The organism is Nonomuraea sp. NPDC049152 (assembly GCF_040648355.1).
Lineage (GTDB): Bacteria > Actinomycetota > Actinomycetes > Streptosporangiales > Streptosporangiaceae > Nonomuraea.
Window position 1 is genome coordinate 215,984 of sequence record NZ_JBEZDO010000006.1, and the last position, 13,509, is coordinate 229,492.

Below are 13,509 nucleotides of genomic sequence, written 5' to 3' on the forward strand. Positions count from 1 at the left end.
AGGATGGCGCTGGTTCTTGACGGTGTTGGCGTGCGACGACGTGACGAGATCTGGCTCGACGGCATTGACCTGGAATTATCCAGTGGAATGACGGTCCTCATCGGACCACTGGGCGCGGGCAAGACGACGCTGATGCGCGTCATGGCCGGCCTGCATCCCCCTACCACGGGTCGTGTCATTGTCAATGGAAAAGACGTGGCCACCATTTCGGTGCGAAAGCGCTCGGTGGCCTTCGTCTACCAGCAATTCATCAACTATCCGTCGCTGACGGTCCATGAGAACATCGCCTCTCCGCTCCGGCTCGATTCCGCCTTTCCGAAGGAGAACGTCGAACGCCGGGTGCGTGAGGTCGCCGAGCTCATGGGCATCGGCGACCTGCTCGGGCGCAGGCCCGCCGAGCTGTCCGGCGGCCAGCAGCAGCGCACCGCCATCGCCAGGGCGCTGGCCAGGCCGGTCGACGTGCTGCTGCTCGACGAGCCGCTGGCCAACCTCGACTACAAGCTGAGAGAGCAGCTCAGGGGCGACCTCAAAAGCATGTTCGCGCGCTCGCCGAGCGTGGTCGTCTACTCCACCGCCGACCCCGCCGAGGCGCTCGGCTTCGCCGCGCCGACCGTGGTCCTCGGCGAGGGAAGGGTCCGCCACGTCGGGGACGTGGCCGACATGTACGACAGCCCGCCGACGCTGGCCGTCGCCGCCACGCTCAGCGACCCGCCGCTGAACCTCCTGCCGGGGGTCGTGCGCGACGGCTGGATCGAGTGCATGGGCGCCTCCTTTCCCGCTCCCCGGGCGCAGGCCCCTGGCCAGCATGTCGTCCTCGGCGTGCGCCCGCACCAGGTGTGCATCGAGAGCGCGGGGCCCGGCGCGCTCGCCTTCCCCGCGGAGATCAGACTCGCCGAGGTGACGGGCAGCGCCACGTTCCTGCACCTGCTGCTGCCGGGCGAGAGGCATCTCGTCGCCCAGCTGAAGGGAACGCGCCTGTTCACCCCGGGCGAGCAGGCGACCGCCTACGTCGACCCCGCCCACGTCCTGGTCTTCGACGAGGCGGGCGGCGGCCTGCTGGCGGGCTCGGCGACGGAGGTCGATCTGCATGGCTGACATCCGCCTCGAAGGCGTCGGGCACAGCTACGACGGCGGCCGGACGTGGGCGCTCAAGCCGCTGACCTGGACCTGGCGGGACGGCAGAGCCTACGCGCTGCTCGGGCCGAGCGGCTGCGGCAAGACCACGCTCCTGAACATCATCTCCGGCCTGCTCTCGCCGACGGTGGGGCGGATCTGGTTCGGCGAGCGCGAGGTGACCGCGGTGCCGACGGCCGGCCGTAACATCGCGCAGGTCTTCCAGTTCCCCGTCCTGTACGAGGAGATGTCGGTCTACGACAACCTCGCCTTCCCGCTGCGCAACCGCAGGTACCCGAAGGCAGAGGTCGATCAGCGGGTCCGCACCGTGTCGCGGTTGCTCGGCCTCGACGACCAGCTCGGCCGCAGGTCGCGCAGGCTGGACCCGGGCAGGCAGCAGATCGTCAGCCTCGGCCGCGGGTTGGTCCGCTCGGAGGTCGCGGCGGTGCTGCTCGACGAGCCGCTCACGGTGATCGACCCCGCGCTGAAGTGGACGCTGCGCAGCAAGCTGAAGGAGATCCACCGCGACACCGGGCACACCCTCGTCTATGTCACCCACGACCAGACCGAGGCGCTGACGTTCGCCGACGAGGTGGTCGTGCTCAAGGACGGGGAGATCGTCCAGTCGGGCACGCCCGCCGAGCTGTTCCTGTCGCCCGCGCACGAGTTCGTCGGCCATTTCATCGGCTCGCCCGGAATGAACGTGCTGCCCGCCGAAATAGCCGACGGGCTGGTCAGGGTCGGCGACGCGGTCGTCGGCAGGGCCGTGGGCGAGCTGCCCGCGGGTCCCGTGCGCGTCGGCGTCAGGCCCGAGTTCGTACGGATCACCGCCGCCCAGGACCCGCCAGGCCTGAAGGCGAGGATCACGGGGGTGGACCGCATGGGCGCCTACCACCTGGTCCACGCCGAGGTCGGCGGCCACGACCTGGTCGCGAAGGTGGACGCGGGCTCCGCGCACACGACCGGCGCGATCGAGTTCTTCCACTTCGCCGCCGATGCGGCGTTCCTGTTCAGGGACGAGGTCAGGTGCGGGTCGATCGCGCCGCTCGAAGGGAGGCGGGAACCGTGACCAGCCAGGTGGCCGACGAGTCCGTGACGGCGGCGGGCGCGCCGCGCGAGAAGGAGAGCGTCAGACAGGCCGACCTCAAACCGAAGAACAACCGCGCCTGGCTCCTCGTGCTCCCCGTCGTGGTGTCGGTCGCGTTCACCGCGGTGATCCCGCTGATGACCGTGGTCAACTTCTCCGTGCAGGACATCTTCACCCCCACCGACCGGATCTTCGTGGGCCTCGACTGGTTCAGGTCCGTCTCCCGCGACCCCGAGGTCCGCGCCGCCTTCGTGCGGACCCTGCTGTTCTCCGCCCAGGTGCTGCTGGTGGAGATCCCGCTCGGCGTGGCGATCGCGGTGTGCATGCCGCGCCGCGGCTTCTGGGTGTCGGTGGCCCTGGTCGTCGTCGCGCTGCCGCTGCTCATCCCGTGGAACGTGGTGGGAACCATCTGGCAGATCTTCGCCCGCGGCGACATCGGGCTGGGCGGCTGGACGATCAACAACGTCCTCGGGATCGGCTTCAACTACACCCTCGACTCCACCGACGCCTGGATCACCGTCCTGCTCATGGACGTCTGGCACTGGACGCCACTGGTCGCGCTGCTGGCCTACGCGGGACTGCGCTCCATCCCCGACCCCTACTTCCAGGCCGCGCAGATCGACGCCGCCTCCGCGTGGGCGACCTTCCGCCACATCCAGCTGCCCCGGCTGCGCGGCGTGCTGACGATCGCGATCCTGCTGCGCTTCATGGACAGCTTCATGATCTACACAGAGCCGTTCGTGGTCACGGGCGGCGGTCCCGGCAACGCCACCTCGTTCCTCAGCATCCTGCTGTCGAAGATCGCCGTCGGGCAGTTCGACCTGGGTCCCGCGGGCGCGTTCTCGCTGCTCTACTTCCTCATCGTCCAGATCATCTCGTACGTCTTCTTCACCGTGCTGACGAGGAGCGGCCGATGAGGCTGCCATGGGCGCGCGCCGTGTTCTGGCTCTACGCCGCCACCCTCATGCTGCCGCTGCTGTGGATGTTCGGCATGTCCATCAGGCCCAACGAGGACATCCTCGGCAGTTTCTCGCTCATTCCGCAGCGGGTGACGCTGGAGAACTACGAGACGTTCTTCACCGACTCGGTGTGGTATTCGAGTTATCTCAACTCGATCCTCTACACGTCCATGAACGCGGTCATGTCACTGATCGTGGCGCTGCCCGCGGCGTACGCCTTCTCGCGTTTCAGATTCGCCGGTGACAAACATTTGTTCTTCTGGCTGCTGACGAACAGAATGGCGCCGCCCGCCGTTTTCCTGCTGCCGTTCTTCCAGATCTACCAGAGCGTGGGACTGTTCGACACGCATCTCGGCGTCGCCATCGCGCACATGCTTTTCAACGTGCCGCTGGCCGTATGGATCCTCGAAGGCTTCATGTCGGGAATTCCGCGTGAGATCGACGAGACGGCGGCCATCGACGGTTATTCGCTGCCGCGCTTCTTCATACGCATCTTCCTGCCGATGATCCGCTCGGCGATCGGGGTCACCGCCTTCTTCTGCTTCATGTTCAGCTGGGTCGAGCTGCTCATCGCCAGGACCATCACCTCCGTCAACGCCAAGCCCATCGCCGCGACGATGACGCGGACCGTGAGCGCGGCGGGCGTCAACTGGGGGCTGCTGGCGGCGGCGGGCGTGCTGACGATCATCCCTGGGGCGATCGTCATCTGGTTCGTCAGGAACTACATCGCCAAGGGCTTCTCCATGGGGAGGGTCTGACCATGCTCGAGTGGATGGTGTGGACCCCGCCCACAGCCCTGGTGTTCGTCGGGCTCGGCCTGCTGCTGTGCGGGATGGCGGTGTGGGCCAGGCTCTCGCCACCCGTGGCGCGCCGGGGATTCCTGCGCATCGATACCGACAGGGGCGACCGGCTGTACATCGGCCTGATCAGCGCGGCCGTCGTGCTGGCCGGGTGGATCGCCGTCACCGACCTGTCCATGTGGCTGGCATTGGGCTGCGCGCTGCTGGTGGCGCTGGTCATCGGCATCTGGGGATGAAGGAGGGACGATGTCGTCAACGCTCAACCGGGTGGGTGCGGTACTCATCCTGCTGGTGGCGGGCTGCAGCACCGGCGGGGGAGGTGGGAGCGCGAGCGACTTCAGGGAGGAGGACGGCAGAGCCGCGGCCCGCCGATGGGTCAGCGAGGAGTTCACCCCCAGCACGCTCTCCCGAGACCAGCAGCTGGCCGAGATGGACTGGTTCGTCAAGGCGGCCGCGCCGTACAGGGGGATGGAGATCAACGTCGTCTCCGAGACGATCACCACCCACGAGTACGAGTCGCAGAAGCTCGCCAAGGCCTTCACCGAGATCACCGGGATCAAGCTCAAGCACGACCTGATCCAGGAGGGCGACGTCGTAGAGAAGCTTCAGACCCAGATCCAGGGCAACCAGAACATCTACGACGCCTACGTCAACGACTCCGACCTCATCGGCACCCACTCGCGCGGCGACTACGTCTTCCCGCTGTCGGACTACATGGCCGAGGAGGGCAAGGCCGTCACCTCGCCCACGCTCGACCTGCAGGACTTCATCGGCATCAGCTTCACCACCGGGCCGGACAAGAAGCTGTACCAGCTGCCCGACCAGCAGTTCGCCAACCTCTACTGGTTCCGCTACGACTGGTTCACCGACGAGAAGATCAAGAAGCAGTTCAAGGACGCCTACGGTTACGACCTTGGCGTCCCCGTCAACTGGGCCGCCTACGAGGACATCGCCGACTTCTTCACCAACAAGGTGAACGGCGACGGCACCATCGACGGCAAGAAGGTCTACGGCCACATGGACTACGGCAGGAAGGACCCGTCGCTCGGCTGGCGCTTCACCGACTCGTGGCTGTCGATGGCGGGCAACGGCGACCCCGGCATCCCCAACGGCCTGCCGGTGGACGACTGGGGCATCAGGGTGGAGAACTGCAGGCCCGTCGGCTCGTCGGTGACCCGTGGCGGCGACACCAACGGCCCCGCGGCCGTCTACGCGCTGAACAAATACGTGGACTGGCTGAAGAAGTACGCGCCGAAGGAGGCGGCGGGCATGAACTTCAGCGAATCGGGCCCCGTGCCCGCGCAGGGCGCCATCGCCCAGCAGGTCTTCTGGTACACGGCGTTCACCGCCGACCTGACCAAGCCGGGCCTGCCCGTCGTCAACGCCGACGGGACGCCGAAGTGGCGGATGGCGCCCAGCCCGCACGGCGCGTACTGGAAGGACGGCAACAAGCTGGGCTACCAGGACGCCGGGGCATGGACCCTGCTGAAGAACACGCCCCAGGAACGGCGGGCGGCGGCCTGGCTGTACGCCCAGTTCGTCACCTCGAAGACGGTCTCGCTGAAGAAGTCCATCACCGGCCTCACCTTCATCCGCGACTCCGACATCAGGAGCGACTACTTCACCGACAACGCCGCCAAGTACGGCGGGCTGATCGAGTTCTACCGCTCGCCCGCCCGCGAGCAGTGGACGCCGACCGGTACGAACGTGCCCGACTACCCGAAGCTGGCCCAGCTGTGGTGGCAGAACGTCGCCACCGCCGTCACCGGCGAGACGACCGCCCAGCAGTCGATGGACAACCTGGCCAAACAGCAGGACGACATCCTGTCGAGGCTGGAGCGGCGAGGGTACGGCGGCGCCTGCGCGCCCAAACTGAACCAGGAGAGGGACGCCCAGTACTGGCTCGACCAGCCGGGCGCGCCCGCGCCGAAGCTCGCCGACGAGCGGGGCAAGCCGGAGACGCTCGACTACGACAAGCTGCTCGCCCAGTGGAAGAACGCCGACTGACGCCGGATCGCCTGCCGTAGCCCCCGAGCGGGCTACGGCAGGCATCGAAGCCGCCCGGACCGCGCTACCCTGTCGGCTACCAGCGAGTAGTCGGGGGCGGACGAGTGGTGAGAGCACCGGGAAGGCCGCGCAGCCAGGAGGTCGACGCGGCCATCCTCGCCGCCGCGCTCGACCTGCTCATCGAGTACGGCGCGAGCCAGACCAGCATCGAGCAGGTCGCCCAGCGGGCGGGCGTGACCAGGGCCACGGTCTACCGCAGGTTCGCCGACAAGACCGCGCTCCTGGTCCAGGCGATCGAGTCGGTGCACCAGGACCACGAGCCCGGCGCGATCGACTGGCCGAGCGTCGACGCGATGCTGACCGACTGGGCGCGCTACCTGAGCGATCCGCGCAACCGCAGGATGCTGCGCCGCCTGTACGGCGCGGCCGACGACTACCCCGAGCTGCTCAAGGCCTACCGCGACCAGAACGGCCTGCGGCGGGCGGCGGCCGAGCACGCCACGCTGGCCGCCGCACTCGACAGCGGGCAGTTGCCGCGCGACACCGATCTCGGCATCCTCCAGCAGGTGCTCAACGGCTCGATCCTGCAGCACCTTGGTTCGCGTCCCGACACCGACAGCATGGCCGACATCAAGGCCTACTTCGACGCGGTGCTCAGGCAGGTGGGCTACAGGCCCTCCTCCTGAAGCTCCTGAAGGACCCGCTGGGCGACGGCGAAGGCGGCGTTGGCCGCGGGAACGCCGCAGTAGACGGCGCTCTGCAGCAGCACCTCGCCGATCTCGTCCGGGGTCAGCCCGTTGCGCAGCGCGCCGCGCACGTGCATCGCCAGCTCCTCGGTGTGGCCGCGCGCCACGAGGGCGGTGAGCGTGACGCAGCTGCGGGTGCGCAGGTCGAGCCCCGGCCTGGTCCAGATCTCGCCCCACGCGTAACGGGTGATGAGGTCCTGGAAGTCGCGGGTGAACGGGGTGGTGCGGGCGATCGCCCGGTCGACGTGCTCGTCGCCGAGCACGGCCCGCCGTACCTCCATGCCGTTCGCCCTGCCCAGATGCGCCTCGAGCGCGGCGGTGACGTGCTCGGGCCTGTCGAGGTTGGCGAGGTGGGCGGCGCGCGGCAGCTCGACCAGCGTGGCGTCGGGCAGGCCGTCGGCCAGCTCCCTCGCGTGGACGGGCGGGGTCGCGGGGTCGGCGCGCCCCGCGACGACCAGGGTCGGCGCGCCGATCCCCGGCAGGTCGGCCCGCAGGTCGTAGCCGGCCAGCGCGTCGCAGCAGGCCGCGTAGGACTCGGGGTCGACCGCGGCCAGGTCGTCGAGGAGCGCGGGGAAGGGCTCGCCCGCGAACCAGCGGGCGGCCGCGCCCTCCAACAGGGGAGCGGTGCCGTGCGCCCGTACCAGGGCGGCCCTCTCCCGCCAGCCGGCGGGCTCGCCGAACCTGGCCGAGGAGCAGACGAGCGTCAGCGTCGTGACCCTGGCGGGGTGGTGGAGGGCGAGGTGCGCGCCGATCGCGCCGCCGAGCGAGATCCCCGCGTAGTGGAAGCGGTCCCAGCCGTGGTGGTCGGCCAGCCGCAGCACGAGGCCGGCCAGGCCCGCGACGCCGTCCACGGGAGCGGGCGCGGACCCGCCGTGACCCGGCAGGTCGTAGCGCAGGACCCGGTGGCGGCGGGCGAGGGCGGTCACCTGCGGCTCCCACACGCGCAGCGACGTGCCGAGCGAGGGGCCGAGGATGATCGGCTGCCCGCCGGCGGGGCCGTCGAGCAGGTGGTGCGGGAGGATCAAGGGGTCTCCATCGCGGTACGGCGCAGCGCCCTGTCGACGAGCTCGGGCGCCGAGCCCAGGTAGGTCGTGGGGTCGAGCAGGTCGGCGTCCGCCACCTGCCGCAGGTCCTTGGACTCGGCCGGCTCCCTGCCCATGACGGCGGCGACGCGTTCGGAGACGATCAGGCCACCTGTCGCGTCGAGATCGGCGCGCATCCGCTCCGGGTGGACGCGCAGGCCCTCGGCCAGGTCGGCCGCGTCCCGCGCGGCGCCGCCGGCGACTCTCAGGAGCTCGCGCAACGGCTGCCACTCGGCGTGCCAGGCGCCCGCGGGCCGTTCGTCCTCGGCGGCGAGCGAGCCGTACAGGATGGCGGCGAGCGACGGCGCCTGGCGGGCCGCGGCGGCGATCCAGGTGGCGCGCACCGGGTTGCTCTTGTGCGGCATGGCCGAGGAGCCTCCTCCCGCGCCCTCCGACACCTCGCCGAGCTCGGTGCGGGACAGGACCAGCACGTCGGCGGCGAGCTTGCCGAGCGCCCCCGCGGTGAAGGCGAGCGCGCCGCCCAGGTCGGCGACCGGCGTGCGCAGCACGTGCCACGGCAGCGCGGGCTCGGCCAGCCCCACCTCCCTCGCGAAGGCCCCGGCCAGCGTGAGCCCGACGTCCGGCGCGGGCGGCGAGGAGGGGGAGAGCGCAAGCGCGTGGGCGTGGAAGGCGGCCAGCGTCCCCGCCGCGCCGCCGAGCTGGGCGGGCAGCGCGGCTCGCACGGCGGCGAGGCGGTCGAGGGCGTCCAAGGTCAGCGCCCGCCACCCCGCCGCCTTCAGCCCGAACGTCGTCGGCACCGCGTGCTGCGTCAGCGTGCGGCCGGGCATCGGCGTGGCGCGGTGCTCGGCGGCCAGTGCGGCGAGCGCGGCAGCCGTACGGCCGAGGTCGGCGAGCACGGGCCCGAGCGCGCGCTGCGCGACGAGCATCAGCGCGGTGTCCATGATGTCCTGGCTGGTCGCGCCGAGGTGCACGTAGGGCGCGGCCGGCGCGCCCACTGCGGACCTCAGGTCGGCGACCAGCGGGATCACCGGGTTGCCGCCCTCGCGGGCGCGCAGGACGAGCGAGGCCAGATCGAAGCGGTCGGCGCGGGCCGCCTCCGACACCGCGCGCGCCGCGCCTGACGGGACTGCGGGCACGACCGCGGCCCACGCGCGGGCGAGCGCGGCCTCGGCGTCCAGCAGCGCCTGCAGGAGCGCCGCGTCACCCGTCGCCGCCTCGGCGGCCGAGCCCGCGCGCCCCGCCGACAGCAGCCCCAGATCAGCCGAAGTCAAGGAACACCGTCTCCCGCGCGCCCTGCAGGCGCACGTCGAACACGTACACGCCCTGCCGCTCCTCCCGCGCCAGCAGCGTCGCCCTCCGCTCGGGGCTCAGCCCGGCCAGCAGCCGGTCCGACTCGTCGAAGCGCAGGTAGGCGCGGGTGTACAGGTGGTGGCCGAGCCCGCGCGCGAAGACGCACACCGAGATGTACGGCAGGCCCGGCGCGAGCGTGCGCAGTATCCAGTGGCCGTCGGCGTCGGTGGCGACCCTGCCGAACCCGGTGAAGTCCAGCCCGTGCCTGCCGATGATCCGGCCGGTGACGGGGTCGCGGCGCAGCGTTCCGGGCGCGCCGCTCAACCCCCCTGCGGGATCGGCCTGCCAGAACTCCAGCAGCGCGTCGGGCACGGGTTCGCCCGCGCCGTCGTAGACGTGACCGTGGACGACGATGCCGCCGGTCGCGACGTCACCGCCGCCGGCGAACGGCAGCGCGTAGCCGTAGAAAGGGCCGACGGTCTGCGAAGGCGTGGGCTGCGTCATGACTCCGTCCAGGTGGCAGAGGGGCCGTCCAGCACGATGTCCCACCGGTAGCCGAGCGACCACTCGGGCACCGACAGGTCGTGCTCGTAGGCGGCGATCAGCCGCCGGCGGGCCCGCTCGTCCAGCACCGAGTTGAAGATCGGGTCGTAGGGGAACAGCGGATCGTCGGGAAAGTACATCTGCGTGATCAGCCGCTGCGCGAACGCCGTGCCGAACAGCGAGAAGTGGATGTGCGCGGGCCGCCACGCGTTGAGGTGGTTGCGCCACGGATAGGCGCCGGGCTTGACCGTGGTGAAGGAGTAGCGGCCCTCGTCGTCGGTCAGGCAGCGGCCCACCCCCGTGAAGTTGGGGTCGAGCGGGGCCGGATGGTCGTCGCGCTGGTGGGCGTACCGGCCAGAGGCGTTGGCCTGCCACACCTCGACCAGCTGGCCGCGCACGGGACGGCCCGACCTGTCCAGCACCCGCCCCGTGATCGTGATGCGCTCACCCAGCGGCTCGCCAAGGTGCTGACGGGTCAGGTCGGCGTCCAGCGCCGTCACGTCCGTCACGCCGAAGACGGGGCCCGCCAGTTCGGCGGCGTCGGGATCGTCGACCACGACCAGCGGCTGGTGCGGGTGGCGCAGGGCGCTGCTGCGGTAGGGGGCGAAGTCGCGCGCCGAGTGGTGCCGCTCGACGCCCTCCTTGAGATACGCCTCGTGCAGGTCGGCGATCTCCGCGGAGATCCGCTCTTGCGTCATAGGGGGCTCCTCAGCGTTCCAGTACGACGGCCAGGCCCTGGCCGACGCCGATGCACAGCGCCGCGACACCGACGCCCGCGCCCCGGGCGGCCAGCTGGTGGGCGACCGCGCCGGTGATCCTCGCGCCCGAGGCGCCCAGCGGGTGCCCGACGGCGATGGCGCCGCCGCGCGGGTTGACGATCTCGGGGTCCAACTCGGGCAGCTCGGCCAGGCAGCCGAGTACCTGGGCGGCGAACGCCTCGTTCAGCTCGACGACGGACGGCTCGCGGCCCCGCAGCGCCTTCCTGATCGCCTCGACCGGCCCCAGGCCGAAGTACTGCGGCTCGATGGCGCTGACCGCGCTCGCGGTGATCCTGGCCAGCGGCTCGCGCCCGATGCGCGCCAGCCCCTCCCGATCGCACAGCAGCAGGGCGGCCGCCCCGTCGTTGAGCGGCGAGGAGTTGCCCGCCGTGACCGTCCCGCCCTGCCTGAAGGCGGGCTTCAACCCGGCCAGCGCCTCCATCGAGGTGTCGTCGCGGATCGACTCGTCCCGCACCACCTCGCCGACGGCGACGATCTCAGCGGTGAAGTCGGCCTTGGCCGCCTTCACGTGGCTGGCCAGGGCGTAGGCGTCCTGCGCTTCCCTGCTGACGCCGTGCTTGTCGGCGATCAGCTCGGCGCCCTCGCCGAGCGGGACCGTCCACTCGGGCGCCATGCGCGGGTTGACCAGCCGCCAGCCGAGGGTGGTGGAGACCAGCTCCTGGTTGCCCGCGGGGAAGGCCCGCGACGGCTTGGGCAGCACCCAGGGGGCGCGGCTCATCGACTCGACCCCGCCCGCGACCACCACGGAGGCCTCGCCGAGCGCGATGGCGCGGTACCCCTGGATCACCGCCTCCATGCCCGAACCGCACAGCCGGTTCACCGTCGCGCCCGGCACGGTGACCGGCAGCCCCGCCAGCAGGACGGCCATGCGGGCGACGTTGCGGTTGTCCTCTCCCGCGCCGTTGGCGTTGCCGAACACGACGTCGGCGATCGCGGCCGGGTCGAGGGCGGGGGAGCGGGCCAGCAGCTCCTTGACGACGTGCGCCGCCAGATCGTCGGGGCGGACGCCCGACAGCGCGCCGCCGTACTTGCCGATGGGCGTGCGGACCGCGTCCACGACGTAGACCTCGTTCACCGGCTACCTCCAGCGTCGAGGCCCCATCCTTCAGGGCAGGAACGAAACACGGAACGGTGGGGCACTCTGGTCTCCTGGTTTTGTCGGTGATGGTCGGTAGGTTGATCGGCATGTCCCGCTACCGTCTCCAGCCGACGCCTGCCCAGGAGGCGGCGTTGCTGGGCATTGCGGGCATGCCCGGTTCGTGTGGAATCTGGCTGTTGAGCAGCACGCGCATTGGAAGCCGGGCCGTAAGGGGGCGCCGGCGTTTGCCGAGCAGTGCCGCCAGCTGACCGAGGCGCGAGCGGACAATCCATGGCTCGCCGCAGGGTCGGTGACCGTCCAGCAGCAGGCGTTGCGCGACTTCGCCCAGGCCATGGCGAACTTCTTCGCCAAGACGCACCGGCGGCCGACGTGGCGCAAGGCCGGACGGCATGAAGGGTTCCGGATCACCGCGGTCAAAGCGGGTGACGTGCGCCGCCTGTCGCGCCACGTGGGCGAGGTGAAGGTTCCCAAGGTGGGGTGGGTGCGGTTCCGCTGGACGTGTGCCGTGCCCGACGGAACCAAGTCCTATCGGATCAGCCGCGATCGGGCGGGCCGGTGGCATGTCGCCTTCGCCGCCGTTCCACAGCCGCTCACCGGACCGGGCACGGGCGAGGTGGCGGGTGTTGACCGTGGCGTGGCGGTGTCGGCGGCGTTGTCGACCGGCGAACTGCTGAACGCGCCTACCCTGCGCGAGCGGGAGAAGGGGCGGCTGCTGCGTAAACTCGCGCGGGCTCAGCGCGGCTCCAACCGGCGCGGGAAGGTCAAGGCCGCGATCGCGAAGCTGAAGGCGCGAGGGTGTGATCGTCGTAAGGACTGGGTCGAGAAGACCACGACGGATCTGGCCCGGCGCTTCGACGTGATCGCCGTCGAAGACCTCAGCATCCGGAACCTGACCCGCTCGGCGAAGGGCACCAACGAAGCGCCCGGCCGGAACGTCCGCCAGAAGGCGGGCCTGAACCGCGGCATCCTCGCAGGCGGGTGGGGCCGGCTCGTCCAGCGGCTGGAGCACAAGGCACCCGGCAGGGTGGTCAAGGTCAACCCGCGTCACACGTCGCAGACCTGCAACGCCTGCGGGCATCGCGCGGCCGAGTCGAGGGAGAGCCAATCTCGATTCGCCTGCGCCGCGTGCGGACACCAGGCGCACGCCGACGTGAACGCGGCCAAGAACATACGCGATACCGCCGCGGGGCATGCGGTGGCTGCACGGGGAGGCCCGCCGTTGGGCGAGCCGGTGAACCGTGAACCTCAACGCGACCTCCTCCTGGTGGGGTAGTTGCTGTTGGAATCCCCCTCGTTCACGAGGGGGAGGATGTCAAAGCCTCGACGCTAGGGGCCGCGCCTCCAGGCCGCACGCGCCCGCTTCCGGTGAGCGGAAGTGTCGCGAGCTTGATCACCGGGTGGACAGGGTCAGGGCGCGGCCGCTCCTGGCCGGGCAGCACGGCCAGCGGTGACGCTGTCGGTGCCGCACGCCACATCGACGAGGACGGTCGCCGACGAAGGCAGGAGCGATTCGACGTGACGCGGCACCCCACCTGGACGGTGGCGCCGCCCCGACGGGCGGACTTCGCGTAGCCCTGCACCACGGCCTCGGGGGTGGCGTACCCCTCGCTGGGGCAGAACGTCGCCCCGGCCAGATCGCCGGTCTCCACCTGGGGAACCAGGCGCCGGACGGTGTCGAGGTCGACGACCTCGCTGGGAATGCCGAGGGCCCGCTGAGCCGTCACGGCACGCCGGAAGGCGTCCACATCCTCTTCGGACGACAGCAGGAACAGGTAGCCGACCTGCTTGAAGCCGATCGGCACGCCGGTGAGCTCCTCGAAGCGCAGGAACTCGGCCAGCGAGCGCTGGACCATGCGGGCGTTGAGCTCGTCGGCGTGCTGCAGCCGGATCCCACCAGCCGCCTTGCTCGTCGACCCCGCGCCCAGGGTCTCGGCTTCCAGCAGGACGACGTCCTTGCACCCCCTTGCGATCAGGTGGTGCGCCGTACTCGTCCCGACACAGCCGCCCCCGATGATCACGACCTCCGCGCTCCTCATACCGCCC

The 13,509-nt window shown here is 70.7% G+C and carries 13 protein-coding genes and 1 pseudogene; 8 read left to right on the top strand and 6 right to left on the bottom strand.

The genetic code is table 11. The features are described 5' to 3' along the window. Positions 1–30 precede the first annotated feature (30 nt). From AB0B45_RS14250 to AB0B45_RS14280, 7 genes are all read left to right on the top strand, one after another. A complete protein-coding gene (locus tag AB0B45_RS14250; RefSeq protein ID WP_358129915.1) occupies positions 31–1,095 on the top strand; it encodes an ABC transporter ATP-binding protein in 1,065 nt (354 codons plus the stop codon). Further along, positions 1,088–2,182 carry an ABC transporter ATP-binding protein gene (locus tag AB0B45_RS14255; protein WP_358129918.1) on the top strand — a complete coding sequence of 365 codons (1,095 nt, stop codon included), beginning with the start codon at positions 1,088–1,090 and terminating at the stop codon, positions 2,180–2,182. Before AB0B45_RS14250 ends, AB0B45_RS14255 begins: the two co-directional genes overlap by 8 nt. After that, positions 2,179–3,117 (top strand): sugar ABC transporter permease, encoded by a 939-nt coding sequence (locus AB0B45_RS14260; protein ID WP_358129921.1) that lies wholly within the window; start codon positions 2,179–2,181, stop codon positions 3,115–3,117. Before AB0B45_RS14255 ends, AB0B45_RS14260 begins: the two co-directional genes overlap by 4 nt. Further along, complete coding sequence (locus tag AB0B45_RS14265; RefSeq protein ID WP_358129924.1) at positions 3,114–3,917, top strand: carbohydrate ABC transporter permease; 804 nt, start codon at positions 3,114–3,116, stop codon at positions 3,915–3,917. Before AB0B45_RS14260 ends, AB0B45_RS14265 begins: the two co-directional genes overlap by 4 nt. Before the next feature lie 2 nt (positions 3,918–3,919). Beyond that, positions 3,920–4,195 carry a DUF2160 family membrane protein gene (locus AB0B45_RS14270; protein WP_358129926.1) on the top strand — a complete coding sequence of 92 codons (276 nt, stop codon included), beginning with the start codon at positions 3,920–3,922 and terminating at the stop codon, positions 4,193–4,195. A 10-nt stretch (positions 4,196–4,205) separates the two neighbouring features. Then, complete coding sequence (locus AB0B45_RS14275; protein WP_358129929.1) at positions 4,206–5,966, top strand: ABC transporter substrate-binding protein; 1,761 nt, start codon at positions 4,206–4,208, stop codon at positions 5,964–5,966. Between the two features lie 107 nt (positions 5,967–6,073). After that, positions 6,074–6,652 carry a TetR/AcrR family transcriptional regulator gene (locus tag AB0B45_RS14280; RefSeq protein WP_358129931.1) on the top strand — a complete coding sequence of 193 codons (579 nt, stop codon included), beginning with the start codon at positions 6,074–6,076 and terminating at the stop codon, positions 6,650–6,652. Here the strand turns inward: AB0B45_RS14280 and pcaC are convergent. Genes pcaC through AB0B45_RS14305 form a run of 5 tightly spaced genes read right to left on the bottom strand, consistent with a single transcriptional unit; the run spans position 6,634 to position 11,442 of the window. Next, positions 6,634–7,737: a 4-carboxymuconolactone decarboxylase gene (gene pcaC / locus AB0B45_RS14285; RefSeq protein ID WP_358129934.1), complete on the bottom strand. Its 1,104-nt coding sequence runs from the start codon at positions 7,735–7,737 to the stop codon at positions 6,634–6,636. The two genes, AB0B45_RS14280 and pcaC, sit on opposite strands and share 19 nt — an antisense overlap. Beyond that, on the bottom strand, positions 7,734–9,026 hold the full coding sequence (pcaB, locus tag AB0B45_RS14290; protein WP_358129937.1) for a 3-carboxy-cis,cis-muconate cycloisomerase: 1,293 nt from the start codon (positions 9,024–9,026) through the stop codon (positions 7,734–7,736). Before pcaB ends, pcaC begins: the two co-directional genes overlap by 4 nt. After that, positions 9,013–9,549 carry a protocatechuate 3,4-dioxygenase subunit alpha gene (gene pcaG / locus AB0B45_RS14295; protein ID WP_358129940.1) on the bottom strand — a complete coding sequence of 179 codons (537 nt, stop codon included), beginning with the start codon at positions 9,547–9,549 and terminating at the stop codon, positions 9,013–9,015. Before pcaG ends, pcaB begins: the two co-directional genes overlap by 14 nt. Next, positions 9,546–10,286 (bottom strand): protocatechuate 3,4-dioxygenase subunit beta, encoded by a 741-nt coding sequence (pcaH, locus tag AB0B45_RS14300; protein ID WP_358129942.1) that lies wholly within the window; start codon positions 10,284–10,286, stop codon positions 9,546–9,548. The genes pcaG and pcaH overlap by 4 nt, the downstream gene beginning before the upstream one ends. Positions 10,287–10,296: 10 nt before the next feature. Next, positions 10,297–11,442, bottom strand: coding sequence for a thiolase family protein (locus AB0B45_RS14305; RefSeq protein WP_358129945.1), 1,146 nt, complete (start codon positions 11,440–11,442; stop codon positions 10,297–10,299). A 175-nt stretch (positions 11,443–11,617) separates the two neighbouring features. Between AB0B45_RS14305 and AB0B45_RS14310 the strand changes: the two are divergent. Beyond that, positions 11,618–12,739 (top strand): annotated as a pseudogene (locus tag AB0B45_RS14310) (transposase); the annotation flags it as partial. 22 nt (positions 12,740–12,761) lie between these two features. Here the strand turns inward: AB0B45_RS14310 and AB0B45_RS14315 are convergent. Beyond that, positions 12,762–13,502, bottom strand: a complete 741-nt coding sequence (locus tag AB0B45_RS14315; protein ID WP_358129948.1) for an FAD-dependent oxidoreductase — start codon at positions 13,500–13,502, stop codon at positions 12,762–12,764. Positions 13,503–13,509 lie beyond the last annotated feature (7 nt).